This is a genomic window from Levyella massiliensis, from assembly GCF_000308275.2.
Taxonomy (GTDB): domain Bacteria; phylum Bacillota; class Clostridia; order Tissierellales; family Peptoniphilaceae; genus Murdochiella; species Murdochiella massiliensis_A.
Genome location: NZ_HG529491.1, coordinates 208,703 through 233,704 on the forward strand (window position 1 = coordinate 208,703; position 25,002 = coordinate 233,704).

Here is a 25,002-nt window from a genome sequence, read left to right on the forward strand (position 1 = left end):
TTACCCACGGTATGCCGCCGGTCGCGCGTACCGTGGGTTTTCGCGTTTTTGCCGTTACCCACGGTATGAAATTGAGCTGTCCCCGCCGATTCCTACCGTGGGTTTTCGCCTTTTCACCATTACCCACGGTATGCCGCCATTCGCCCCTACCGTCGGTACTCGCATTTTCGCCATTACCCACGGTATAAAAAAGCCACCCCCAGGGCGGCGCATATAGGCGTATATTGTCACATATAGGAACATGTTAGCGCATATAAACGCAAAAAAAGCGCCCCTACAAGGCCGCCCTCTTCTTTCGAATTATTTCGAATCATGAATCATAAGGAAAGCCGGTCCTACCGGACCGGCTCCTTTTATCCTATTTATCCTCCGGGTTTGCCGAATTGTATCGCTCCGCAATCAGATAGCGGGGGCGATTTTTGACTTCTTCGTAGATTTGGGCGATATAGAAGCCGATGATGCCCAGGCTGAACATAATGATACTCGAGGAAAACATGACGAGGATTATTACGGTGGTGAAGCCCCCGAGGGCTTTTCCGCAGAACTTCTGCACTAGAGCGATGATGGACATGAGGCTGGCGACGACGAACAGAATGCCGCCCATAAAGGTAACGAGCTGCATCGGTAGCACGGAGAAGGACGCGATGTTCCGCACTGCGTAGCGTATCAGAGAAAACGTGGACCACTTGGATTCGCCATATTGGCGCTCCTGCACACGATAGGTGACCGTAGCACGTCGATAGCCGGCCCAGAAGGAAAGTGCGCGGAAAAAGGTGTTGCGTTCGGGCATGCGATTGAGGGCATCGACCACTTTGCGGTCCAGCAATTTGAAGTCGGACGAGTCGGCCATATTCATGCCGGAGAAGCGGCTGATGAGCTTATAGAAGAGATGCGAAAAGCCGCGATGAAGGCCTGTCTCTTCGCCACGATCCTCTTTTTTGCCTTCGATGACTTCATTGCCCTGTCGCCAAAGTTCGACCATCTCCACGATCTTCTCAGGGGGATGCTGCAAGTCGGCATCCATGACAACTACGCAGTCGCCATCTGCCGCCTCCAAGCCTGCAAAGATGGCTGCTTCTTTGCCGAAGTTGCGACTGAAATGAACACCGCGGACACGATTTTGCGGATCCACGGGCACAAGGCTTCGAATGATGTCCCAGGTTTCATCTCGTGAACCGTCGTCCACAAAAAGAATCTCAAAAGGCATAGCAATGGGGGCAAGCGCCTGTTCCAAGGTCTTAAATGTCACCGCTAAGCCCGCCTGTTCATTGAAAGCGGGTACAATCACCGAAAGCATAGCCATTCAACCTTTCTTACTTCGACTCTCCGATACCGGAGAGCCATTTCTCGGCATTTTTGTTCATGCTTACCGTCAAAACGATGCCGGTAAGTGCAAAGACGGCCGTCACAAGAAAGCCCGCCAATTTAACGTTGCCCGACATTGCCAGCGGTACTGCCGCCATGATCAGAATAAAAGTCTTCATCTGGGAAAAGACGACGGTCTTATTCTGTTTTACCACCGATAACTCATCCACCCAGTCCAATTTCGGGCTCAACAGGTCGATGCGCATATCCAAGATGACCATACCATACATGCACAGCAACGTGCTGAGCAGCATGGAAAGATGCACAAGCGGTGTAAAGGGCAATAGCACGAAATAGACAATCCAGAGGATCAGAAGCAGCGGTAGAACGAATGCCGCGCTACCCAGCAATTTCCCCATGAAAATCGTTTTGGCGGGTATCGGAATGGATTTGAAGAAATCCCAATGATAGGCGTCTCGCGAAATGGTCGTGGACGAAAGCGAACCGACCGATACGAAAAGAGCAATCACCAGTCCGCTGATGAGGCCAAATGCCAACGCGTCCGACGGTTTCTCCGTCATAGCCAGGAAAAACTCCTGAAGCATGCCCAAAAAGTCGGCATTCGCTCCGGCGCGAACGGCGCCAAAAATGCCGCCGCCAAACATCACAATCAGCAGGATGTAGGGACTAATCACCGAATTGAGAACATACGCCGGCACACGCAAAACGCTCTTGATCTCACGAATGGCGATGGATTTCATAGCACTGCTCTGCTTCTTGGAAGAAGAGCGCAACGCTTCTTTCGACATAGTTTTGCCCTTGGCATCGCTGCGCATGGAAAGCAGAATCGGGAAATACAGCTTTGACGCAAGCAGGAACGTAAGACCTGCCCAGACGACATTGGTGAGTAAAAAGATCCCGAGCGCAATGAGAGCCTTGGCGGTTTCACCGTATGCCATCTGCGGGGCCAATTTTAACACCGGAAAGAGATACCCGAACCAGCCGGGTATCACCTGTTGCGGTAAGGCCCCATCTAAACTTTGACGCATACCAATTTGCATGATAATCGAAACAGAGATGGCGCCCACCATGGTGATCATACCTGTAAAAAGCATCAATCGCTTTTCATTGCGTAAAAACGGTGCAATCTGCAGCAATAAGAGCATCAGAATCGTCACCAGGCACGTCGGCACAAGCGGGATTAAGAAAAAGAGTAACAGCCACACCAATAAGCTTTGCAAAGAAAAGCTCACAACCACACCGGCAAGAGCCATGGGCACATAGACCAAAAGCTGCATCAGATAGGTTTGCACCACGATACTCAGCAGCTTTGAACCGAGAATTTCGCTCGGTGAAAGCGGCATAGCCAGGTAAATCTGCGCATCGGACGAATAGAAAAGCGTGGCTGCCGTAAAGGAAAATACGGTGATAAAGCTCATGAAAAGAGCCATGGAACTCACATAGCTGAAGTATTGCCCTTGCAAGCCCAGGCCGGCGTACAGTTTGGCCATGTTATAGCCGGACCCGAAGAAACTTAGCCCCGCAAACAAGAATACGAAGCCCATCGCAATTTTCCCGCCGATGCCGCTTTTCTTTTTTCTCCCGTTCATCATGGACGTCCCGCTGCGATGCAGCGACATGATCATATTCACTTTGACTAAACTCAGAAAACGGTTCATGCGTCCTCTCCTTCGTCTAAAACACGAGATTCGGTGACGCGCAGGAAAATCTCTTCCAACGAAAGGTTCGGATAGGATGCCTGCAAATCCTCGAGCGTACCCGTGTATTTCAGCTGTCCCTTGTTAATAATGGCAATACGGTCGCACAGCTTTTCCGCCACCTCCAACACGTGCGTGGAAAACAGCACGATATTTCCCTTTGCGGCATGTTCCTTCATGCGCTTCTTCAGTAAGAAGGACGATTGCGGATCCAGGCCCGTCATGGGTTCATCCATAATCCAAACATTCGGATCATGCATCAGCGTAGCAATGATGTGAATCTTCTGCTGCATACCATGGGAATACGAAGAAATGCGATCGCCGACGGCTTCGCGCATTTCAAAGGTGTCCAAGAGTTCTTCCAGTCGCTTGGTTCGTTCTTCCTGCGGAACGCGATAGATGTCACAAATAAAATTGATGTATTCGATGCCCTTCAGCGCCGTAAAAAGGTCAGGGTTGTCGGAAATATAGCCGAATTCCTCTTTTGCTCGGATGGGATCCTTATGCATATCGTAACCGTTGATGATCACTTCTCCCTCATCCGGGCGCGTAATGCCGCACAGCATACGGATGGTGGTTGTTTTGCCGGCGCCGTTCGGGCCGATAAAGCCCGTGATGGTTCCCGGTTCTAAGGTCAAATTCAGATGATCCACGGCCGTTTTTGTGCCGAAATTTTTTGTAATCCCCTTGAGTTCGATCATTGGTTCCTCCTGCTGTGTCATAAAAATAAATTGCGAATATCGATCGCTTTCTCATTGTGACATAATTTTTCTACCCCTGCAATACGATCCAAAGGTGCAACATCAGCTCTAAAGCCGCTGCTATCGCCACTTGCGGGGCAAAAGCCAAGGTCATATGCTCCCGACTTCGCGTCATCACGCGCACAAAAATGCCCCGCACGGCGGTGAAGAAAAACGCCAGCCAAAGAATGACGGCTGCTTCCGGCCAACCGCCATAGAGCATAATTACCGCCATCAGCTTACAGTCTCCCATACCCAAGCTCTGCGGACGAAAAAAGGAAATGAGACCGGTAAAAAGTAAAACCAAGACCGCCGCCAGAAGGCGCGTAAAAAAATCACCCCACCAAACACCTGGGTTGGCTCCCTCCACGCCCAGCACAAACGCCGGATGCGCAAAAAGAAACAGCATCGTAGTGACAAAAAGGACCCGATTTGGAATCCGCCGTTGTCGTTCGTCAAAGATGGCCAATCCGATCAATGCCAGCAATAACCAAGCCCTTGAAATGAAAAAAAACGTCATACTTTCCCCTCCGAAGAGTAGGATAGCATGGACGTTTTTTCAGCGAATTCCTATTTTTTCATCGCGTGGTTCACGTTGTTTCACAATGTCTTAATCTGTGTCAACAGCTCTCACCCTTAGGACGAAAATCTAGGGTGCGGTGCCAGCCGTCCGAGGCAAAGCGCACACTCGGGTGTTTTGAGGCCATTTCCTCGTAATACTGAGCCTGATTGCGGAACGACGGGCTGTAATGCGTAAGCCAAGTTTCCTTGGCTCCCGCACGATCTGCCAGCTCTCCGGCTTCCCAAGCGGTCATATGGCACTTTTCTTCCGCCCCCTTGGTCTTAGCGCGATCGCCGTAAATGCCCTCCGTAATCAACAAGTCGCAATTTTTGGCGGCTTTTTCCAGCGTAGCACAGGGGCGAGTGTCCGTTGAATAAACTAAGGAAAGACCCGATCGCTCGGGTCCGCTCACCTCTTCCGGCGTAACCGTGCGCAGACCGACACGTACCGTTTGGCCGGCCTGCAATCTCTTCCAGTCCTGCACTGGTACGCCCAATGCCTTGGCATTTTCCGGTAAAAATTTGGGACGACGGGACAGATCTAAGCGATAGCCGTAGCAGGTGATATTATGCTTCACCGGAAAAGCGGTCACTTTGAGCTGACCCACCTGAAATGGATTTTCCCGCAACGAATGAAAATACACGTTGAAGTTCACGCCCACGACCACGCAAAGATTGGCCACTACTTCTTCCACAGCGTCCGGGCCGTAGATATGCACCGCCTCGGTACGCCCCTCTGTGTTCATGGAGGAAAGCAAGCCGCTGATGCCGGCAATGTGATCTCCATGCACATGCGTAAACAGAATGGCATCAATGGAATGCATCGACCAACCGTATTTGCGAATGGCCACCTGCGTTCCCTCGCCACAATCAATCAAAATGGAATGCCCCTGATGGCGCACTAAAAGCGCCGTTAAATGGCGACCGGGCAGCGGCATCATACCGCCCGTGCCCAATAGACAAACATCAATCATTGTTATCCCCTCAGCGTACGCCGACCATGTCGGCGTCTTCGATCATCCATGGTCTGAACCATTTTTTCTTATCATACCATGTTTCCCGCCATTTCGAAGACGCTTCGGGGACGGATCAATGTTGCAACGGAAAACACACCTTAGCGGTAAAGAGGTCGCCGTCGATTGTGAGTCTTAAGCGGCCGCCCATGCGGCGAGTCAACTGATCTGCAATGGAGAGACCAAGGCCGCTGCCTTCGGTCGTACGCGATTTATCCGAGCGATTAAACCGTTCCAAGAGTTCTTCTGCCGTCATATTTAAAGGATAACGTGACGTGTTTTTAATCGTGAAGACCGCCTCTTGGCCGTCCTTTTCGGCTTCAATATACACACGTGTCCCGCTCTGCCCGTATTTTTGCGCATTGCTGAACAGATTCTCCAACACGCGCGACAGTTTTTGACCATCTGCATACACGGACAGCTCCTCCTCCGGCAATGTGACAACCGGCTGCAAGCCATTTTTCTCCCAGCCCGTCTCCATTTCCGCCAAGCTTTGGCGAATCACCTCGGAATAATTAATCGCTTCCATGTGCAGCTTCATCGCACCACTCGTTGCTTTGGACACATCAATCAGATCGTTCATCAGGGTCTTCAGACGTGCCGACTTCTTGGCCAATACGTCCAAGTATTCCTTTTGCTCTTTTTCCGTGATATCCGGATTGCGCAACAAATCGACGTAATTGATGATCGATGTGAGCGGCGTACGCAGATCGTGAGATACATTGGTGATCAGTTCCGTTTGCATACGTTCGTTTTTCAGGCTCTTCTGCACCGCATTTTGCAAACTTTCATCAAAATGATTGATCTGCTCGGCCATCACCTTGTGTGCCCCGCGAAACTCTTCTTCCTCCAATTTTCCGTGCGGATCGCCTTGCACAATATTTTGCATTGTGCGCAGAATCCGCGCATCGCTACGATCCTGTTCCAGGGCAAACATGATGGGCGCCCCAATCACGAAGAGCAAAAACGCCACCCAAAAGATCGAAGAGTGGCTTAAGACCACCAGGAAAAGCAGACCGCCGGCAATGGCATAGAACACGACAAGGCGCAGCAGGAAACGATGATCGGCGTCCTTGCCGTCGCGATAGTCACGATACCGCTCCCGTACAAAATGGAGAAGTCCGCCGAGTATGCTGCCGCGGAAGAAGCGTCCCTGGCGCGCTTTACGGAACAGTAGGGAAAGCAGATACCAGCCTGTTATATCGACAATGGCCAGCGCCGGAATGAGCAAAAGCCACAGCGGATCGCCCCACGGATTGGTTAAAATTTGCTCCACATGGTGTTGCGCGCCTTTGAGCGTTTCCAGACACATGCTGCCGACCAGAACGGCAAAGATACCTCCTGCCAGCAGGACAAGTTCAAGGGGAATAAACCCTTCCACTTTACGAACAAGCGGCATATCCGCATTCGTGGTGCGCGCCAGCGAAAGACCAAGCGTCACCAGCCACAGCAGAAGCGCAATGCCCCCCGCTATCAGCAACGTCGACCATAATTTTTCTACTTTCGGTTGGGTCTGTGCGAAAATTTGCAGCGCATCTTCTTCCTGCAAGGTCGTATCCACCCGCACGGTAAGTTCCACATCGTTACTCCAACGAAGATCCTGATTTTCCAGCATGGTCAAAAACGGAACACGCGCATGGGAAAGCTTATCCTTCCACAGCCCCTCTCCCACGCGGCATTGCTTTTCTTTCAGCACTATCGGGGCCGACCACACCGGCGTCTTATCCTTCACCCGTTTTGCATTGGTAAAGGTCTTCGCCCCGTTAAATAATGACAGCGTGACTTGCAAGTTCGTTGCCTGCTGGGAGGGATTTTCCAAAGGCAATGCCATACCGCTAAAAGAATCAAACGTGATCTGTAATTGCTCCATATAGCCACGATAGAGCTCCAAATTGCCGTTGGCCGCCTTTTCCAGCGATGTAGCGCCGAGCGGCTGTTTGACTTCCACCACGGTTTCAATCTCCGATTGATGCCATTCGCCACCGTCTTCTTCCAATTTCTGACCTTGGGCGTCCGACTCTTTGACAAAATCCGTATGATCACCCCTGCGTAGCCGCACAGACGTATTTACCGTTTTGAGTCCCTTCTGCGCCCAGTCCAGAATATCGGCCTTTTTATACAGCAAAGGCACCGCCTCTCCCATACCTTCACCCTGTAACGTTGCATTGCCATTGCCATGCGTGCGTTCTTTCACATAGGTTTTGGCAAATGTCAATTTCTCTTCGGCGGTGGTTTTTTCCTGCAATAACGTCATATAGCGCAAGCGATCCATATCGCTCCAGCTTCCGAACGCCAAAGGTACCGGCGCATCCGCCGGCAGCTCTTTCCATTCGCTTTGTCTTTGCGACGCCAGCATATAGCGTACGTGCTTTTCTGCCTCGCCCACCAGTTGGCGATCCGCTGCATTGCCGTATTCCGGACTCGTATTCCAGGGCGAACGTCCCTGCGACGCAAGGCTTGCCAGCACAAATAGCGATGTGCCGACTACAACGGCGCAAAGCACGTTCACGACAACAAATGGCCAGACACGCCGTTTGTGATACTCCGGCTCTTCATCGATGGATGAGTGTTTTTTCAATGTATTCCACCACGTCGTAAATTTTGTTTTCATCGGTTTCCTCCTTTCTCGCTCTGCTTTTCCGCACCTGACGTTGGGGCTGCCTGCGGATCTTGTTGCGGTTCGATCTTGTAGCCCCGTCCCCAAATCACTTTCAAATAGCGCGGCTCCCGCGGATTAATTTCGATCTTTTCGCGAATGTGGCGAATGTGCACCGCCACCGTTGCCACGGCACCCAAGGAATCCTCCTGCCATACCGCTTGATAGATTTTTTCACTGGAAAATACGTGCCCGGGTCGCTTCATCAATAACTGCAAAATGGAAAATTCCAAAGGCGTCAGCGCCTTCGGTGCGCCGTCCACCTCCACGGTTTTTTCTCGGCAATTCATCACTAACGTCCCTTGACGCAGGAGAACGCCCTTCTCCTCCTGCAACGGATCATACTGCTGAAATTGCATATAGCGACGCAGCTGACTCTTGACGCGAGCCACCAGTTCTTTCGCATGAAATGGCTTGGTGATATAATCGTCCGCTCCGCCCAGAAGCCCGTCGATCTTATCATTGCTCTCCCCTTTGGCAGAGACCAAAATTACCGGCATGGATCGAGTTTCGCGAATCCGTGTCAATGCCTCCATCCCATCCATCAAAGGCATCATGATATCTAAAAGCACCAGGTGAATCGGCTGCTTCTCGAGCACCTCCAGCGCCTGTTGCCCGTTATAGGCATGATGCACGCTATAGCCTGCACGTTCTAAATAGATTTGAATGGCCTGCACGATTTCAAAATCGTCATCACAAACCAAAATATGAATTGCCTGCTCGTTCATGCCTCCTCCTTTGTCCTATTGGTTAATTCTATTCTATCGTGAGTTTTTGCACGTAGGGCATGAAAGTATTAAGGATTCTTTAAGAAAATATCTTCCCGGTAAGGCGCAAGGAAGGCGGCCCTAAGGCCGCCTTCCACAATTCCTATTGCTCGGCACAACCGAGTTCTTACTTATTTTCTCCTGCCCGGATAGCGCTTAAGGGCAACTTCCAAAATATCCATCGCTTCGAGCAAAAGCTCTGTGCGTACGCAGTAGGAAAGGCGCACCTCGTCACGGCCGAGGCCGGGCGTCGCATAGAAGGATGCGGCCGGAGTCATGAGCAGAGTTTTGCCGTTGACGCGAACATTTTCAAGGGTCCAGCGCACAAAATCCTCAGCGTCTTCCACCGGCAATTTAGCAATGACATAAAAGGCGCCCTCGGGCTCCGGTGCTACAATGCCCTCCATGTGTTCCAATCGCTCACGAAGCGCATCGCGGCGACGACGATAGGTGCGTCGATTGCGCTCAACATAGGCATCATCAACGATATCCATTGCTCCGGCGCCGATCTGGTCCAGCGTGGAAACGCAAAGGCGGACTTGACACATCTTGAGCGCTTTCGCGTTAAATTCTTTGTTTTTTGAGGCCAGAGAACCGATACGAGCACCGCAAGCGGAATACTTCTTGGAAATGCTGTCCACCAAAATCACGCGATCGCGAATGTCTTCGTATTCTGCAAAGGAGTGGAAGGGACGCGAGGTGTAGTTAAATTCGCGATACACTTCATCGGCAATAATCCAAAGATTGTATTTTTTGGCGAGTTCGATCAGAATGTGCATCTCCTCTTCCGTATAGACACGCCCGGTCGGGTTGGCCGGCGAGGAAAGAATGAGGGCCTTCATGCGATCGCGCTTACCGGAGGCAGCTATACTCGCTTCCCATTGCGCAAGAGAGGGCACGCTAAAGCCGTCCTCGGCACGCGTGGTAATAGGCCAAATATTAACTGCCTGTACCGCGGCAATGGAATTGTAATTGGTGTAGAAGGGTTCCATGGCCAAAAGAGTATCGCCGGGATCGCAAACCAGAGAAATCGCAAAGCTCAAGCCCTCGCTCGCGCCATTCGTAATGCAAATTTCATCCAGAGCAAAGTCCAAGCCGTAGTTATGGAGGTATAACTGCACCGTCTCCAAGGTGCGCTGCATGCCGCGCGAATTTTGGTAGGCCAACACATCCACATCATAGTGACGCACGGCTTCGAGAAAATCCGGCGGTGTGGGGATGTCCGGCTGGCCGATATTCATAGGGATGACTTCCACTCCTTCGGCTTCGACGCGGGCCATCGCATCCGCAAACTTGCGAATGGGGGATTCCTGTAACGTATCACTGCGTTGGGAAAATTTCATGCTTTCTTCCTTCTATTTTCTATGCTCTGTAGTCACAGCGCTTGCTTTCCTCGGTCACACCAGAACAACTGAAACGCTGCGATTAAGCTTCCGATTTCCAAACCAGAAACAGGTTCTGTACCTGGATGTTACTCTTTTTCGGCTTAATTTCCACCGACTCCACTTGTTCTTTATCCACGGAGAACGAATCGCCAATCTGTTGCAACTCTTCAGCCAGCGCATCTTCAAGCTTCTGCAGCTCTTCCTGATACGCCGCTACATTCTCCTCTGCGCGACGGGTGTCCGCTTCTTGGGCGCGCTGCCGACTGAAGGAACGGGCAGAGCTGCTCATGCGACCGATCATGGTCGCGCTTGGCTTTCGCGAGCCTAGAATCCCGCTCAAAAGCGCAGAGCCCAAGCTCACCAGGGTGCTCTGTTTCGCAGCATTAGCCTGCGTTTCTTCGCGCTGCACAGCCAATTGCGCTTTACGAATGCGTTCCTGCATGGCATCCAACTTTTTCTGGTATTTTTCCTTCACTTCTTTCATTTTCTGGTCGCGCTGTTCCCGCAAAGCGCCTTCCATACGAATGGCAAACTGCCCCTCTTCACCCGGCTTGCCATATGTTTTTGTGCCGGAATGATATGGAACCGTAAGGCGTTCCTTTGCATAAAGTGCGTTCTTAAACCCAGTCTTCCACGCAGTCATCTTGGCGGCACTTACCCCGTCCAGAGAGACCGGTGCAAAAGTGGCGCCGGCAGGTGCCTGGGAATGTAGGGAAAGATCCGCCGAATCCAAGCGCTCAGCATCGTCCCAATCCGCCGCCTGCGGGGCCTCCGGCACATCCGCCAAATAGGCGATCTTGCGCTCCAGATGAACGCCTGCCTTCTCATCTTCATAAAAAATGCTTGCCATGCCCATCACATAGGGCATATAAATAGCTTCTCCTTGGGTCGGCACATAATACACCTCCACGCCTTTTGGCGCGACAGGCGGTGCGCTTTCCGCCATGACAGTTGGCATTGCCGAAGCTTGGTCGGTAACGGGTGCCACCGTAGTGGCGTCCGTCTTCGGTTGGCTTGCCATCGCCGGCTGCAGTTGTTTTAGTTGCTCCCCGGTCAACGGTCCTGCCAAATACGACATCGTCCAACGCGTCGACAGAAGAGAAAAGCTGCGCTCATGGACATTGTTTACATAGAAGGTGCGCTTTGGCAGACGACTGAGCAGTTCATTCATCTCACTGCGACTCTGTCCGCCCTCGGCGCCCGTATCCAATCCGTCCAACAGACGGTCACGGTCTTGCTGCGTTTGCAAATGACCGATAAACCACGTACCGATATTCGAGAGGCCTTTATAGTCCAAGTCAGCCGGGTTCTGCGTCGCCAATACGACGCCCAGGCCGAAGGCACGCGCCTGTTTTAAAAGCGTGAGCATGGGCTCTTTCGACGGCGGATTGGAGACCGGTGGGAAATAGCCGTGCACCTCGTCCATATAGAGCAAGGCGCGCAGCGCCGACTGCCCCGGTTGGCGACGCATCCAGGCGACAACTTGGTTTAGTAAGAGCGTCACCACAAACATGCGTTCACGGTCGCTCAAATGACCGATGGAAAGAATGGCCACTCGCGGCTTGCCCTCCGGCGTATAAAGCAACGCCTGCGGGTCCATTGCTTCGCCTTCCATCCAAGTCGCATACTGCGGCGATGCCAACAGATTATTAAAACGCATGGCTAAGGCAAAACGATCCTTTTCGGGATAGAAGGATTCCAATGGCATCACGCCGATCTTGTCCAACTGCGGTTTTTGAATGGCCGTAATGAGGGATGGCAGATCCACACTCTCGCCGACGCTCCAACGCGCCGTAAAAAGCGTGCTCAGCAGAATAAATTCACGATCGGTTAGCGGATCCGCATCCAAACCGACCAGTGACAAAAGGCCGGCTACGGTGGAGGAAATGTAGGACTGCAGGGCTTCCGTATCCTGACGCAGGCTTTCCGATGGCGTGGTCAAGTTCAGAATGGAGAGAGGCGTTCCGCTGTGTGATCCCGGCGTATAAACGGTTATGTCCGCCTGCGCCAGTTGTTCCACGCGCGCCGCATCCATGCCTGCCGCCATGCGCCCGTTTTCCCATCGCTCTGCTTCCGCCTGCGCAAAGTCTTCACGACTTTGTCCTGCCTGCTCCGCCATCGAAGCCGAAATCCACGGCAACAGATCGTCCCTGCAAATCGATGGAAAACGCAACAACAGATTCGACATATCCCCCTTCGGATCAATGACCAAGGCCGGCAAACCGTCGATAATGGCCTCTTCCAGCAAATCAATGCCCAAACCGGTTTTCCCACTGCCCGTCATGCCCACAATCATCGCATGGGTGGTTAAATCCGCCGAGGCATAGAGAAACGGAGCCTCCGCCTTTTCCAGCGTTTTTACGTCTACCTGATTGCCCAGATAAAATTCCCCGAGTTGTTCGATGATTTTCATGTCGCTTCCTTTCTGCCTTCACAGGTTCTGTGCATAAGGCACCGCTCCTTACGACAAGGCCTTTTTGCGTCAGATCTTTAAATTCACCCATTTCCCCTGATGGAAACGGAGCATCATCAATACGGCGCTTGAAAATTGATGTGCCAGGATGCCCAACCAGATACCGTCAATGCCCATATGAAACAACTGTACCAAAACCACCGTCACCAAAGAGCGAATCACCGTAATCGTGATGGTGGATACAACTAAGGTATAGCGCACATCGCCGGCGGCACGTAATGCGCCTGCGCAGACGATGGAGATGATCTGAAAAAACACAATAAACATGACATAGCGTGAAATGCGGATGCCGCGCACGATATAACTGGCTTCGGAGAATGTGATGCGGAAAAACGCTCCGCCAAAGAAGAACAAGGTGATGAACCAAAAGACGGAGAGAATCACGCCAATGAACAGGCATGTATAGCCATAGTCCATGGCCCTCCTCTTCTTTCCCGCGCCCAAAGCCGAACCCGTAGACGCCACCGCCGCCGTCTGCATGCCACTCGCCAACGAAAAACCGAAGTTTAAGAGATTCATGCCTACGTTATGCGTCGCAAATACTTCCGTACCGAGGCTGGCCGCCTGCATAGCCGTTACCATAAAGCCCACGCGCATTAAGATGTTTTCCACGAAAATATTCACCGCCAGCGATGCTACGGCTTTCAAAGCCTCAAAGGCAGGGCGTATCTTTTTCTGTACGCAATAGCGAATTTGAATGAAGCTGTCGTGTTGAAAGAGCGATCCCAAACTGACCAAAAAACCAAAAAACTGTCCTGTGATCGACGCAATGGCAGCACCAGTCACGCCCAGCTCCGGAAAGCCCAGATGCCCTTGAATCAAGAGATAATTGCAGCAAATATTCACCACGCTCGATACCAGATTGGAAATAAAGGCAATGCGCGTATTGCCCGAACCGCTATGACCGGCGTTAATGATCATGGTCATGATGTTAAAAACAGATCCTGTTAACAAGATGCGCAAATACAATGCCGCATCATCGTGTATCTCCGGATTGGAGCCCATAAAGCGCAATAAAGGGTCGTAATACAGATTGATAACAATCGCAATAAGCAGATAAATGATAAGCGAAAACACCAACACGCTCATCACGGTTCGATTGGCTTCCTCTCTTTTGCCTTCCCCCTTGCGACGGGCAACAATGGCTGCCACGGCAACATACATTGCTATTATCGGCGAAAGAAATAAGAAAATGGGCTGAATCGTGATACCAACGGCTGCCACCGCCGCGGGTCCCAATGGGGAAACCATCACGGTATCGATGATATTCGTAATCGTCGTAGCCAGGTTTTCCAAGATCGACGGCCAGGCCAATCCGAAAATCTTACGCATCCGCCCCGTATCTAAAATTCTTTTCCATCCTTGTCTTTCTTCTACTTCCATACTCTCTCACTTTTCTGTTTCCCGTGGTTCATTCTTGACTATCTTCTGAAACGCCTCGCGAGGCGCCCCATCGGCTAAATGAATCACCCCGCAATGCACAAAGCCTGCCTTACGAATGACTCTTTGCATCCCCTGATTCATTTTATGTGTATCGATGCGCAAGTTGTAAATTCCCTGTTCTCGTGCCCGTTTTTCTGCAAAGGCGAACATTGCTCGCGCCAAGCCGTGCACGGCAGGATCTGCCGCTACGCGATGCAGCGTAAGATACGCTTCATCATTACGCCAAGCGCCGTGAATCTGCGCATAATTTGGTTCCGGTGTTTCCAGAAGGCAAAAAGTGCCAACGATATGCCCCTCTTCGATGGCCAAATAGCTGCGTCCTTTGGCAATATCTTCGTGCACCATCTCCTTCGATGGATTCCCCGTGGGCCATTGTTCCATATTGCCTTCTTGGCGCATACGTCTGCGCCCCTTTTCCAATAGATCCATAATGGCGGATAGATCCTCTTCCGTCGCTTTGCGTATAACGTCTATCATAGCATTTTCCCCATGTCTTCGTTGCATCAACAGTCATTCGTACGAAATTGTTCTTTTTTATAGCATTTTTAGCCATGTATCACAGCCATGTCAAGCATCTTTCATCTCTTATATGCCCAATTCGAAGTACGTCTCGCGTAAAATTTTCTTTGCATAGGATACAGTGGATTTGTGTGCTCCAAAGCGTAGAAGTCCTGAATCTCCGTTTTCCCGCTTCTTTTTCTGAATCATTATACAGCATCCATACACCACATCTAGATTGCAGCCTTGGAATTATTAACTAGATATTGTAGAATTAAGAAGCTGCTTTGCGATGCCGGACAAAAATCATCGACATCGCAAGGCAAATCCTCCGGCCGTTGCGAAGAGCCGGGCTATCGTAACAAATGAGGAAGGAATTTGCATGCAAATCATTAAGCGAGACGGTCGCATTGTACCGTATGAACGCCGTAAAATTGAGCAAGCCATGGCCAAGGCTTTTCATCAGGTAAATAAGGCCATTTCCCAAGAAGATCTGAGCACGCTGGTCGATCATGTCGAAGCAACCTTTGACGGTGCCAAGGAGCTGACCGTTGAAGCCATTCAGGACCGCGTCGAATTGCAATTGATGGAAGCGGATCACTACGAAGTTGCCAAGAGCTATATTCTTTATCGTGAGGAGCGACGCAAAAAGCGCTCGATTCGTTCCCGCCTGGAGGCCTACTTCCCCGAGTTGCCGCAATTGCACGACATCTTATTGTCCATTGAAGAGGCATACGATGAAGAAGTCTATGATTTGCGCCACCTGCTCTATAAATTTGAGAGCTTCTATAAAGAAGGCCGTAGCGTTGCCGAACGTATGGAAGCGCTCATTCATGCCGCCATCGAACTGACGGATGAAGAGGCCACGCGTTGGGAGTTTATCGCCGGCCGTTTTTACAGCATTCAATACCATGAAAATCTCAAAAAGTCGTGGAAGAAGCGTATCGAAGAGGGCAAAGTTCCCGGCGTAGATCAGCCGCGCGCCCTGCGCTTTGAAGAGAAATTGCGTTCTCTACAGGCCGAAGGTCTGTATGGCGATGAAGTGCCCGACACCTATTCTTCTGCCGAACTGGAAGAAGCGGCCGGTTGGATCGATGAAAGCAACGACCATCTCTTAAATTATTCGGGTTATGACCTGCTGGTGAATCGCTATGTCGTACGCAACTACAACTTGGAGCCGCTGGAAACCATTCAGGAAATGATGCTCGGCATTGCTCTCTTTTTAGCCATTCCGGAGAAAAAAGACCGCATGCACTGGGCACATGAGTTTTACCTGATGTTAAGCTCCCTGAAGGTCACGATGGCCACCCCGACGCTTGCAAATGCGCGTAAGCCCTTCCATCAGCTGAGTTCCTGCTTCATTGATACCGTTCCCGATGATCTCAAAGGGATCTATCGTTCTATTACGAACTTTGCCAACGTCTCCAAATTCGGCGGTGGCATGGGTCTCTATTTCGGCAAAGTCCGTGCTGCGGGCGCCTCGATTCGCGGCTTTAAGGGCGCAGCCGGGGGCGTCATCCGTTGGGTGCGCTTAGCCAATGACACCGCTGTTGCCGTCGATCAGCTCGGCGTGCGCCAGGGGGCGGTTGCCGTCTATCTGGATGCCTGGCACAAAGACGTGCCCGAATTTTTGCAGCTACGCACCAATAACGGCGATGACCGTATGAAAGCCCACGATGTCTTCCCGGCTATCTGCTATCCGGATTATTTCTGGGAACAAGTCGAAACCAATATGGGTGGACAGTGGGGACTCCTTGATCCGCACGAAATCTTAACCATCAAAGGCTACGCCCTTGAAGATTCCTATGGCCAAGAATGGACGGATAAATATCTGGACTGCTTAGGCGATGAGCGCATCTCCAAGCGTTGGATTCCCATTAAGGAAATGGTGCGACTGATGATTAAGAGTCTGGTCGAAACGGGCACGCCTTTCACCTTCAATCGCGATGTCGTCAATCGCGCCAATCCGAACAAGGATAAGGGCATGATCTATTGTTCCAACCTCTGTACGGAAATCGCACAAAATATGTCCGCCACGGAATCCATCAGTGAAGAAGTGTCCACCACGGAAACTGCCGATGGCGATCCCATCATTGTCACTAAGACCAAACCGGGCGATTATGTGGTCTGCAACCTGGCAAGCCTCAACCTCGGTAAAATCAATGTGAACGATGCCGAGGAGTTCCGCCGCATTACCACTGCCGCTGTGCGTGCGTTGGATAATGTCATTGAACTCAACTACTTCCCCGTCGCCGCGGCAAAAATCAACAACAGCCATTATCGCCCCATCGGGCTCGGCGTCTCCGGCTACCACCACATGCTCGCCAACGAACGCGTCTTCTGGGAGTCCGAAGAGCATTTGACGCTTGCCGATCGTGTCTTCGAGGACATGAACTATTATGCCATCACGGCCTCGATGGAAAACGCCAAGGACAAAGGCGCCTATCCGTATTTCCACGGTTCCGATTGGGAAACCGGCGCCTATTTCAAAGATCGAAACTATACCTCGGAGCGCTGGAAGGCACTGGCGGCGGAGGTCAAGCAATACGGTCTACGCAACGGCTATCTGTTGGCGGTTGCGCCCACCTCTTCCACCTCCATCATTGCCGGCACGTCGCCGGGCGTCGATCCGATCATGAATCGCTTCTATTATGATGAAAAGAAAAACGGCCTCATTCCGCGCGTCGCGCCGGATCTCAATATGTCTAACTTTGTGTACTACAACGCCGCCCATGCCACCGACCAATCCTGGTCCATCAAAGCCGCCAGTGTGCGCACACGCCATATTGATCAGGCCACCAGCATGAACCTCTACATCACCAATGACTTCACGTTCCGGCAAATCTTAACGCTGTATCTGGAAGCCTATCATGCAGGTCTCAAAACCATTTACTACATTCGCTCCAAGAGCTTACAAGTTGAAGATTGCGAAAGCTGTGCCGTCTGATCGGCCTAGAAAGGATTGCCATGGAACTGATGCACAAAAATCCGTTATTCAATCCCAACGGAGACATTGAACTCGTCAAACGTCGCATGATTGGCGGCAACACCACAAACCTCAATGATTTCAACAACATGAAATATGAGTGGGTGTCGGACTGGTATCGCCAAGCGATGAACAATTTCTGGATCCCGGAAGAGATCAATCTGGCCCAGGATAAGAAGCAATATCCACAGCTGGTCGAATACGAACGCCGCGCCTACGACAAGATCCTGAGCTTCCTGATCTTCTTGGACAGCATCCAGTCGGCCAACTTGCCATCAATCTCCCAATACATCACCGCCAACGAGACAAACCTCTGTTTGCACATTCAAACCTATCAGGAATGCATTCATTCGCAGAGCTACAGCTACATGCTTGACTCCATCTGCGATCCGAATGAACGCGACAATGTCCTCTTCCAGTGGCGTGACGACGAGCACCTCTTAAAGCGCAATACTTTCATCGGTGATATTTATAATGACTTCCAGCAACAGCCGGATGTCCACAACTTCATGCGCGTCATGATTGGCAACTACATCCTGGAAGGCATCTATTTCTACAGTGGCTTCATGTTCTTCTACAATCTCGCGCGTAACGGCCGCATGACCGGTTCCGCCCAGCAGATTCGCTACATCAATCGCGATGAAAATACGCATCTGTGGCTGTTCCGCAACATCATCCAAACCCTGCGCAAGGAAAATCCGGATCTCTTCCGCTCCGTCCTGCAGGATGAATACCAGCGCATGATTAAGGAAGGCACAGAACAGGAAATCGCTTGGTCCGAATACGTCATCGGCGATCGCCTTGAGGGGCTCAACGGCCAGATGTGCGTCGACTACATTCGCTACCTCGGCAACCTCCGCGCCACCGGCCTCGGTCTGGATCCCATCTATTCCGGCTACAACGAAGAACCCAGCAGCATGAAATGGGTCTCCAACTACTCCAACGCCAACATGATTCGCACCGACTTCTTCGAAGCCCGCTCCACTGCCTATGCTAAGAGCGGTGCGTTGGTAGATGACCTGTAAAGAGAAATAATGTAGATAGAAAAAAGGCGACCCGACGGGGCCGCCTTTTTTCTATTCTTCCGTCGGTAATCGAAAATTCAGCATCGCCCACGGTACACCGCCGATTCTCTACCGGGGGTAATGCCATTTTTAACTTTACCAACGGTAGCCGAAACCGACCATCACGCCTTTTTCTACCGGGGGTAATGGCTTTTTCGGCTTTACCAACGGTAGCTGCAACGGCCCATTACCCCTTTTTCTACCGGGGGTAATGGCTTTTTCCCCATTACCAACGGTAGCTGCGACGGCCTATCACGCCTTTTTCTACCGTTGGTAATGGCTTTTTCGGCTTTACCAACGGTAGCCGAAACTACCAATCACGACTTTTCCTACCGTCGGTAATGCCTTTTTGGCCTTTACCAACGGTAGCTGCGACGGCCTATCACGCCTTTTTCTACCGGGGGTAATGCCTTTTTCCCCATTACCAACGGTAGCCGCAACCGCCCATTACGCCTTTTCCTACCGGGGGTAATGCCTTTTTCCCCATTACCAACGGTAGCTGCAACGGCCCATTACCCCTTTTCCTACCGTTGGTAATCGCTTTTTCGCCTTTACCAACGGTAGTTGTAGCCGCTCATTCCCCCTTTCTCTACCGTTGGTAATCGCTTTTTTGGCATTACCAACGGTACGCAAAGCCAAAATGCCTCCCATTTTCTACCGTCGGTAATCGCTTTTTCGCCATTACCAACGGTAGCCGAAACCGACCATCATGCCTTTTTCTACCGGGGGTAATGGCTTTTTCCCCATTACCAACGGTAGCTGTAACCGCCCATCACGATTTTTTCTACCGGGGGTAATGGCTTTTTCGCCATTACCAACGGTAGCCGAAACCGACCATCATGCCTTTTTCTACCGGGGGTAATGGCTTTTTCCCCATTACCAACGGTAGCTGTAACTGCCCATTACACCTTTTTTTACCGGGGGTAATGCCTTTTTCGCCATTACCAACGGTACGCATGCCGAGCACTCCATGTCCCTTTATATGCTATAATTGTAAGCGTACACTAACACAAAGGCTCGGGCATGCAGGACAACTTTTTCTCTGCGTTCCACCTGTCCATAAGCGTCGCTTGTCCGTAGGCATCGCCTGTGCGGCGATATGTTGTAGAAGGAGGAGTAATGTCTTTAATTAATAAACCAGTTTCGGATTTTAGCACGATGGCCTATCAAAAAGGCGTCGGTGAAAAGCAAGTATCGCTACAGGATATTAAGGGAAAATGGGCTGTTTTCTTCTTCTATCCCGCTGACTTCACATTTATCTGTCCCACGGAACTGGAGGATCTGCAAAAAAATTATAAGGCGTTTCAGGAGGCTAACTGCGAGATTTACAGCGTTTCCTGCGACAGTCATTTCGTACACAAAGCGTGGGCGGATGCATCGGAAAACATCGGCAGTTTGGAATATACCATGTTGGCCGATCCTACCGGTGAAATAGCCAAGGATTTTGAGGTCTATATCGAGGATGCCGGTCAGGCCGAACGCGGTACCTTCGTGATCAATCCGGAGGGACGCATTGTCGGTTATGAGGTTAACGCTGGCAATGTCGGACGTAACGCGAAAGAACTGTTGCGCAAGGTGCACGCCTTCCAATTCGTCCATGAGCATGGCGACAATGTTTGCCCGGCAAATTGGGATATTGGCGATGATGTACTAACGCCGTCCATGGATCTGGTCGGAAAACTGTAAGAGCTTTCGGCAAAAGCCGATAATTCATTGCAACAAAGACGGAAACTGCCATTACGCGGCTTCCGTCTTTTTATACCGTATGTCCAAAAATTTTGTACTCAAAAATGAAAGCTTACACAGCATAGGTAAAGGCCATTTTTCACGTTACATCAAAGATAAGGTTTTCCATTTACAAATGCGTTGAAATCGGATAAATTATAAATGTCGTAACGTTTTCTCTGCTATGAGGTGTGGTTCACCTGAAATGCGAGACAACGGGCATTTATTATATAAGGAGTTTATCATGGAAAGTACAAAATCGGATGCACCGCAAAAGACCGATAAAAAGCATCTCGGTCTCGTCCCTCGTCTGATCATCGGTATCATACTTGGTATCTTGATCGGCCAATACGCGCCACAGTTCCTCTCGCAAACCGTCGTTACCGTTTCCAACTTTGTCAGCTTATTCATTAAATTTGTTATTCCGCTGATGATTTTGGCCTTCGTAACCATGGGTATTGCTGACATTTCACAAGGCGCCGGTAAATTATTGCTGTTTACGGTTATTTTGGCCTATGGGTCCACACTGATTGCCGGAACCGCTTCCTATCTGGTGTCCGCTTCATTGTTCCCGTCCTTCATTTCCTCAGAGGATGTGAAAACCATTGCGGAAACCGCTGAACACAATTTAGACCCATTCTTTACGCTGAATTTGCCACCGCTGCTGGATACGATCTCCGCTGTGGTCATGGCCTTCATCCTCGGCTTGAGCATCTCAACGATGCGCGGCAAGGAAATTGGCAATGCCCTTTACAGCGGTATGAGTGAATTCTCCAAGATTATTGAAAAAGTGCTGAATAAAGTCATCATTCCGCTGCTGCCACTTTATATCTGCGGAACCTTCGTGAACATGACTTATTCCGGTCAAACCTTCACGATTCTGGGAATCCTGTGGAAAGTCTTCTTGGTCGTCATCCTGATGCATTGGATTTACCTGTTTCTGCAGTTCAGTCTGGCAGGCAGCCTCACGAAGCGCAATCCTTTAATGATGATCAAAAACCAGATCCCGGGTTACTTAACTGCCGTTGGTACACAGTCCTCTGCGGCCACCATTCCTGTCAATCTACAATGCGCCGAAAGCAACGGCGTCAGCCGCGAAATTCGTAACTTTGTCGTGCCACTGTGCGCAAACATTCATATGTGTGGATCGATGATCACGATTGTTTCGTGTGCCACCGCCGTATGCTTAATGCACAGTCTGCCGATTTCCATCGGTACCGTCGTGCCCTTCATTCTGACCTTGGGCGTAGCGATGGTGGCTTCACCGGGTGCCCCGGGCGGATCGATCATGACGGCACTACCCTTCCTATATTTGATCTTTGGTACGCAAGCTGGCGATCCGCAAGGTCCCATCTGTGCGTTAATGGTAGCCCTGTATATCACGCAGGATTCCTTCGGAACCGCCTGCAACGTTTCTGGTGATAACGCGATTGCCGCTATCGTTGATAAATATAACGACGAGGCCATTCTCCATAAAGTCGCCGCGAAATAAGTCTTGTACCCGAGCAAAGTGCCGCCTTGCCGTGGCGCTTTGCCCGGGTTTTTTGTCGGCAATTTTGCCGGCAATGCGAACAGCTTGAGAAAGGAGGCACGATGAACGTCTTTAATATTATCGGACCGGTGATGATCGGCCCATCGAGTTCCCACACGGCCGGTGCCTGCCGGCTGGGACGTGTCGCTCACAAGATCATGAACGAAGAACAGCCGGAAGAAGTGACCATTGAGCTTTCGGGCTCGTTTGCCCGCACCTATCGCGGACACGGCACCGACCGGGCGCTTCTTGCCGGCATCATGGGCTATCACAGCGACGATAAGGAAGTGCGCGACGCCCTGGAAATCGCCAAGGAGCGCGGATTACACTATACGTTTGTGCCCTGTGATATTCCGGGAGCCCATCCCAACACGGCACGCATTCATTTTCGCTTGAAGGACGGCCGGGAAGGTGTTGTCATGGGGGCATCCGTCGGCGGCGGCAATATTCGCATTGATGAAATTGACGGGTTGCATGTAAACTTTACCGGCGATAACACCGCCATGCTGGTCGTTCATGACGACGTGCCGGGCGTGATCGCTGCGGTCACAAATCTGCTCAGCAGCCGCTATGCCGAGATGAATATTTGTAATTTCAGTCTCACCCGCTCGGAGCGCGGCGGTACGGCCCTGATGACGCTGGAATTTGACCAGGATCCGCCCGAAACGCTAAAAACGGATGTCTCCACGCTCCCGCATGTGCGCAGCGTTTCCGTTTTTCATGCGTTTTAACCGAAAGGAGACAACATGTTAAGCTATTTTTCCTTTCAGGAAATTGTCGATGAGGCCACAAAGCAAGGCAAGAAAATCAGTGAAGTCATTTTGCATGACCAGGCCTTGCAGCTGAATCGTCCCGAAGAAGTCATTTACAAGCAGATGGAAGCGTCCTTTGATGTCATGATCGAATCGACGCACATCGGCTCAAATGCCGACTTGCGTTCCGCCTCTTCCCTCACCGGCGGCGATGGCGCGCGCCTGCTTCGCTACGCAGAAGAGCACAATGGCGGCTTAGGCGGCGAATTCTTCACGAAAATCATCGGTCGCGCAATGTGCACGTCCAACTGTAATGCAGCAATGGGCAAAATCGTTGCTACGCCGACGGCAGGCAGTTGCGGTATCTTACCGGGCATCCTCGTCACTCTGTACGAAGATCGTCATATTCCCAAACACGATATCGTGATGTCCATCTTTACCGCCGCAGGCTTCGGCATTGTCATTGCCAAAAATGCCTCCATCGCCGGCGCAGAGGGTGGCTGTCAAGCCGAATGCGGCAGTGCCTCCGGCATGGCAGCAGCCGCATTGGTAGAACTTCAAGGCGGCACTCCGCAGCAATGTGCTGATGCTCTGGGCATGAGTCTTGTCAATCAATTGGGGCTCGTTTGCGATCCCGTTGCCGGGTTGGTGGAAATCCCCTGCATCAAACGCAACGCCTCCGGCGCTGCTATTGCGCTCACTTCCGCCTCCATGGCGTTAGCCGGCATCCCGCTTTATATTCCGGCGGATGAATGCCTACAGGCCATGAAAGTCGTCGGCGATTCTATGAGCTCCACGCTAAAGGAAACCGCCTTGGGCGGCCTGGCCGCGACGCCGACGGGCAAAGCCTTACGCAAGCAAGTCTATGGGGAAGAAACGCCGAATGTGTAGAATTAATAAGCTGACATAGAATTTGAAACTTCACTTCAATAGCAATTTAAGCATTAAAAACGCCTCGTCAAGAGTAACTCTTGACGAGGCGTTTTTTGTATTTATTCGTCTGTCTGAAATAGCCGCTTTCCCTTAGATCAGCGTGTACAGATAGAACAACATGCAGATTCCGACCACAAACATGGGCTTCGGAATCTCTTTGATGCGGCCAGCCGCAATTTTCAGAATCAGGTAAGAAACAATCGAAAGTGCCATACCGTTTGCAATATTGTAGGTCAAGATGGTCATGGCCACAGCGATAAATGCCGGCAGGCATTCGGTCTTATCGCTATAGTCCACACTGCGCATGGAACTAAGCATCTGGAAACCGATGATCGTGAGCACCGGACCTGTCGCAACACTGGGGACCATCAGCGCGAACGGCGTAAAGAAGAGCATCAGTGCAAACAATACGCTAGTCATAATCGCGGTTAAACCGGTACGTCCGCCATCCTCGACACCACTGGCCGATTCCAGATATGTCGTCATGACCGGCATGCAGAAGAAACTACCAGCGACCGTGGAGAGAGAGTCCACTTTGAAGCACTTTTCAATACCCGGCATATCGCCATTTTCATCCAACCATCCAGCTTGGTTGGCGACGCCCAAAATAATACCCATCGTTCCAAAAAAGTCTGGTACAAAAAAGGTTAGCAGCCACGGGAGATATTCCGGTTTCAATGCGCCTAAAATATCCATTTTAAAGGCTAAATTACCAATACCGGACGGCAAATGGAAGAAGGTTGTCGGTAATTTTGTCACGCCAAGAGGAATACCAATAATGGTCACCAAGATGACGGAAAGAATCATGCTGCCCTTGATTTTACGTGCTTCAAAGATCAAAACCAGTAAAAAGCCGATGCCGAACATTAAGGCTTTGGCGGTACTCAAGTCGCCGAAGATCAAGGTGTTTTTCTGGCTGGCTACAATAATTCCACCGGATTTTAAACCGATAAGAGCAATGTAAAGGCCGATGCCGCCGCTCAAAGCAATTTTGATACTGGCCGGAATAGCCGTCGCAATAATGTTTCGTAACCCTGCGAAGGAGATAATAACGAAAATAACGCCTTCGATAAAGATAAGGCCGAATGCCACTTCCACACTCATGCCGATAGAATCAATCGAACTTAAAATAGCAACGGAACTCATTCCCGGTGCCAAGCAGAAGGGACGATTTGTATACAGTGCCATCGCGACACTGCAGGCGACGATGGCCAGAATCAGCATCGTTAAAATAGAGCCGCGCACTAATCCCGCTTTTTCCAACATGTTTGGAATGGTGGCCAAGACATAGGACATCGTCGCAAATGTCGTAACACCGGCAAGCAATTCGGTGCGAAGATCCGTATTGTTTTCTTTCAGCTTAAAGCGCTTTTCCAGCGCCGAGCTTAAGTTGCTCATAGCTCCTCCTTTTATAATTTTGCGCGCTAAACCAATGGTGAAATCGTTTTCTAA

Annotated in this window: 18 protein-coding genes; 6 read left to right on the forward strand and 12 right to left on the reverse strand. The window is 51.0% G+C overall.

Going from position 1 to position 25,002, the window contains the following annotated elements; genetic code table 11:
* Positions 1-358: 358 nt before the first annotated feature.
* The 11 genes from BN98_RS05880 to BN98_RS05930 form a co-directional block, all read right to left on the reverse strand.
* Complete coding sequence (locus tag BN98_RS05880; RefSeq protein ID WP_019190537.1) at positions 359-1,303, reverse strand: glycosyltransferase family 2 protein; 945 nt, start codon at positions 1,301-1,303, stop codon at positions 359-361.
* A gap of 10 nt (positions 1,304-1,313) precedes the next feature.
* Entirely contained in the window at positions 1,314-2,984 is a 1,671-nt protein-coding gene (locus BN98_RS05885) for an ABC transporter permease (protein WP_019190538.1), read from the reverse strand.
* Positions 2,981-3,724 (reverse strand): ABC transporter ATP-binding protein, encoded by a 744-nt coding sequence (locus tag BN98_RS05890; RefSeq protein ID WP_019190539.1) that lies wholly within the window; start codon positions 3,722-3,724, stop codon positions 2,981-2,983. The genes BN98_RS05885 and BN98_RS05890 overlap by 4 nt, the downstream gene beginning before the upstream one ends.
* A gap of 70 nt (positions 3,725-3,794) precedes the next feature.
* Complete coding sequence (locus tag BN98_RS05895) at positions 3,795-4,283, reverse strand: prepilin peptidase (RefSeq protein WP_019190540.1); 489 nt, start codon at positions 4,281-4,283, stop codon at positions 3,795-3,797.
* A gap of 100 nt (positions 4,284-4,383) precedes the next feature.
* A complete protein-coding gene (locus BN98_RS05900; protein WP_019190541.1) occupies positions 4,384-5,298 on the reverse strand; it encodes a ribonuclease Z in 915 nt (304 codons plus the stop codon).
* Positions 5,299-5,413: 115 nt separating this feature from the next.
* Positions 5,414-7,948, reverse strand: coding sequence for a sensor histidine kinase (locus tag BN98_RS08000; RefSeq protein ID WP_019190542.1), 2,535 nt, complete (start codon positions 7,946-7,948; stop codon positions 5,414-5,416).
* Positions 7,945-8,721: a response regulator transcription factor gene (locus BN98_RS05910; RefSeq protein WP_019190543.1), complete on the reverse strand. Its 777-nt coding sequence runs from the start codon at positions 8,719-8,721 to the stop codon at positions 7,945-7,947. The genes BN98_RS08000 and BN98_RS05910 overlap by 4 nt, the downstream gene beginning before the upstream one ends.
* A 170-nt stretch (positions 8,722-8,891) precedes the next feature.
* Positions 8,892-10,103: a pyridoxal phosphate-dependent aminotransferase gene (locus BN98_RS05915; RefSeq protein ID WP_019190544.1), complete on the reverse strand. Its 1,212-nt coding sequence runs from the start codon at positions 10,101-10,103 to the stop codon at positions 8,892-8,894.
* 82 nt (positions 10,104-10,185) lie between these two features.
* Complete coding sequence (locus BN98_RS05920) at positions 10,186-12,558, reverse strand: ATP-binding protein (RefSeq protein WP_019190545.1); 2,373 nt, start codon at positions 12,556-12,558, stop codon at positions 10,186-10,188.
* 69 nt (positions 12,559-12,627) lie between these two features.
* Entirely contained in the window at positions 12,628-14,001 is a 1,374-nt protein-coding gene (locus tag BN98_RS05925) for an MATE family efflux transporter (RefSeq protein WP_019190546.1), read from the reverse strand.
* A gap of 6 nt (positions 14,002-14,007) precedes the next feature.
* Complete coding sequence (locus BN98_RS05930) at positions 14,008-14,538, reverse strand: GNAT family N-acetyltransferase (RefSeq protein WP_019190547.1); 531 nt, start codon at positions 14,536-14,538, stop codon at positions 14,008-14,010.
* Positions 14,539-14,941: 403 nt separating this feature from the next.
* Here BN98_RS05930 and BN98_RS05935 point away from each other — a divergent pair, with 403 nt between their 5' ends.
* The 6 genes from BN98_RS05935 (at position 14,942) to sdaAA (ending at position 23,508) form a co-directional block, all read left to right on the forward strand.
* The gene (locus BN98_RS05935) at positions 14,942-17,506 is read left to right on the forward strand and encodes a ribonucleoside-diphosphate reductase subunit alpha (RefSeq protein ID WP_040942822.1); all 2,565 of its coding nucleotides are present in this window, start codon (positions 14,942-14,944) and stop codon (positions 17,504-17,506) included.
* Positions 17,507-17,526: 20 nt separating this feature from the next.
* On the forward strand, positions 17,527-18,570 hold the full coding sequence (locus tag BN98_RS05940; protein WP_019190549.1) for a ribonucleotide-diphosphate reductase subunit beta: 1,044 nt from the start codon (positions 17,527-17,529) through the stop codon (positions 18,568-18,570).
* 1,158 nt (positions 18,571-19,728) lie between these two features.
* Positions 19,729-20,295 carry a peroxiredoxin gene (locus tag BN98_RS05945; RefSeq protein WP_019190550.1) on the forward strand — a complete coding sequence of 189 codons (567 nt, stop codon included), beginning with the start codon at positions 19,729-19,731 and terminating at the stop codon, positions 20,293-20,295.
* A gap of 283 nt (positions 20,296-20,578) precedes the next feature.
* Positions 20,579-21,826 (forward strand): dicarboxylate/amino acid:cation symporter, encoded by a 1,248-nt coding sequence (locus BN98_RS05950; RefSeq protein WP_019190551.1) that lies wholly within the window; start codon positions 20,579-20,581, stop codon positions 21,824-21,826.
* Between the two features lie 101 nt (positions 21,827-21,927).
* The gene (gene sdaAB / locus BN98_RS05955) at positions 21,928-22,596 is read left to right on the forward strand and encodes an L-serine ammonia-lyase, iron-sulfur-dependent subunit beta (RefSeq protein WP_019190552.1); all 669 of its coding nucleotides are present in this window, start codon (positions 21,928-21,930) and stop codon (positions 22,594-22,596) included.
* A 15-nt stretch (positions 22,597-22,611) separates the two neighbouring features.
* Entirely contained in the window at positions 22,612-23,508 is an 897-nt protein-coding gene (gene sdaAA / locus BN98_RS05960) for an L-serine ammonia-lyase, iron-sulfur-dependent, subunit alpha (RefSeq protein ID WP_019190553.1), read from the forward strand.
* A 132-nt stretch (positions 23,509-23,640) separates the two neighbouring features.
* On the opposite strand, the gene BN98_RS05965 is transcribed toward sdaAA, so the two are convergent.
* Positions 23,641-24,948 carry an NCS2 family permease gene (locus BN98_RS05965; protein WP_019190554.1) on the reverse strand — a complete coding sequence of 436 codons (1,308 nt, stop codon included), beginning with the start codon at positions 24,946-24,948 and terminating at the stop codon, positions 23,641-23,643.
* Positions 24,949-25,002: the final 54 nt, after the last annotated feature.

Bases quoted from the DNA above. Each gene is read 5' to 3' on its own strand.
- BN98_RS05880 (WP_019190537.1), bottom strand. From the start codon at position 1,303: ATGGCTATGCTTTCGGTGATTGTACCCGCTTTCAATGAACAGGCGGGC.
- BN98_RS05885 (WP_019190538.1), bottom strand. From the start codon at position 2,984: ATGAACCGTTTTCTGAGTTTAGTCAAAGTGAATATGATCATGTCGCTG.
- BN98_RS05890 (WP_019190539.1), bottom strand. From the start codon at position 3,724: ATGATCGAACTCAAGGGGATTACAAAAAATTTCGGCACAAAAACGGCC.
- BN98_RS05895 (WP_019190540.1), bottom strand. From the start codon at position 4,283: ATGACGTTTTTTTTCATTTCAAGGGCTTGGTTATTGCTGGCATTGATC.
- BN98_RS05900 (WP_019190541.1), bottom strand. From the start codon at position 5,298: ATGATTGATGTTTGTCTATTGGGCACGGGCGGTATGATGCCGCTGCCC.
- BN98_RS08000 (WP_019190542.1), bottom strand. From the start codon at position 7,948: ATGAAAACAAAATTTACGACGTGGTGGAATACATTGAAAAAACACTCA.
- BN98_RS05910 (WP_019190543.1), bottom strand. From the start codon at position 8,721: ATGAACGAGCAGGCAATTCATATTTTGGTTTGTGATGACGATTTTGAA.
- BN98_RS05915 (WP_019190544.1), bottom strand. From the start codon at position 10,103: ATGAAATTTTCCCAACGCAGTGATACGTTACAGGAATCCCCCATTCGC.
- BN98_RS05920 (WP_019190545.1), bottom strand. From the start codon at position 12,558: ATGAAAATCATCGAACAACTCGGGGAATTTTATCTGGGCAATCAGGTA.
- BN98_RS05925 (WP_019190546.1), bottom strand. From the start codon at position 14,001: ATGGAAGTAGAAGAAAGACAAGGATGGAAAAGAATTTTAGATACGGGG.
- BN98_RS05930 (WP_019190547.1), bottom strand. From the start codon at position 14,538: ATGATAGACGTTATACGCAAAGCGACGGAAGAGGATCTATCCGCCATT.
- BN98_RS05935 (WP_040942822.1), top strand. From the start codon at position 14,942: ATGCAAATCATTAAGCGAGACGGTCGCATTGTACCGTATGAACGCCGT.
- BN98_RS05940 (WP_019190549.1), top strand. From the start codon at position 17,527: ATGGAACTGATGCACAAAAATCCGTTATTCAATCCCAACGGAGACATT.
- BN98_RS05945 (WP_019190550.1), top strand. From the start codon at position 19,729: ATGTCTTTAATTAATAAACCAGTTTCGGATTTTAGCACGATGGCCTAT.
- BN98_RS05950 (WP_019190551.1), top strand. From the start codon at position 20,579: ATGGAAAGTACAAAATCGGATGCACCGCAAAAGACCGATAAAAAGCAT.
- sdaAB (WP_019190552.1), top strand. From the start codon at position 21,928: ATGAACGTCTTTAATATTATCGGACCGGTGATGATCGGCCCATCGAGT.
- sdaAA (WP_019190553.1), top strand. From the start codon at position 22,612: ATGTTAAGCTATTTTTCCTTTCAGGAAATTGTCGATGAGGCCACAAAG.
- BN98_RS05965 (WP_019190554.1), bottom strand. From the start codon at position 24,948: ATGAGCAACTTAAGCTCGGCGCTGGAAAAGCGCTTTAAGCTGAAAGAA.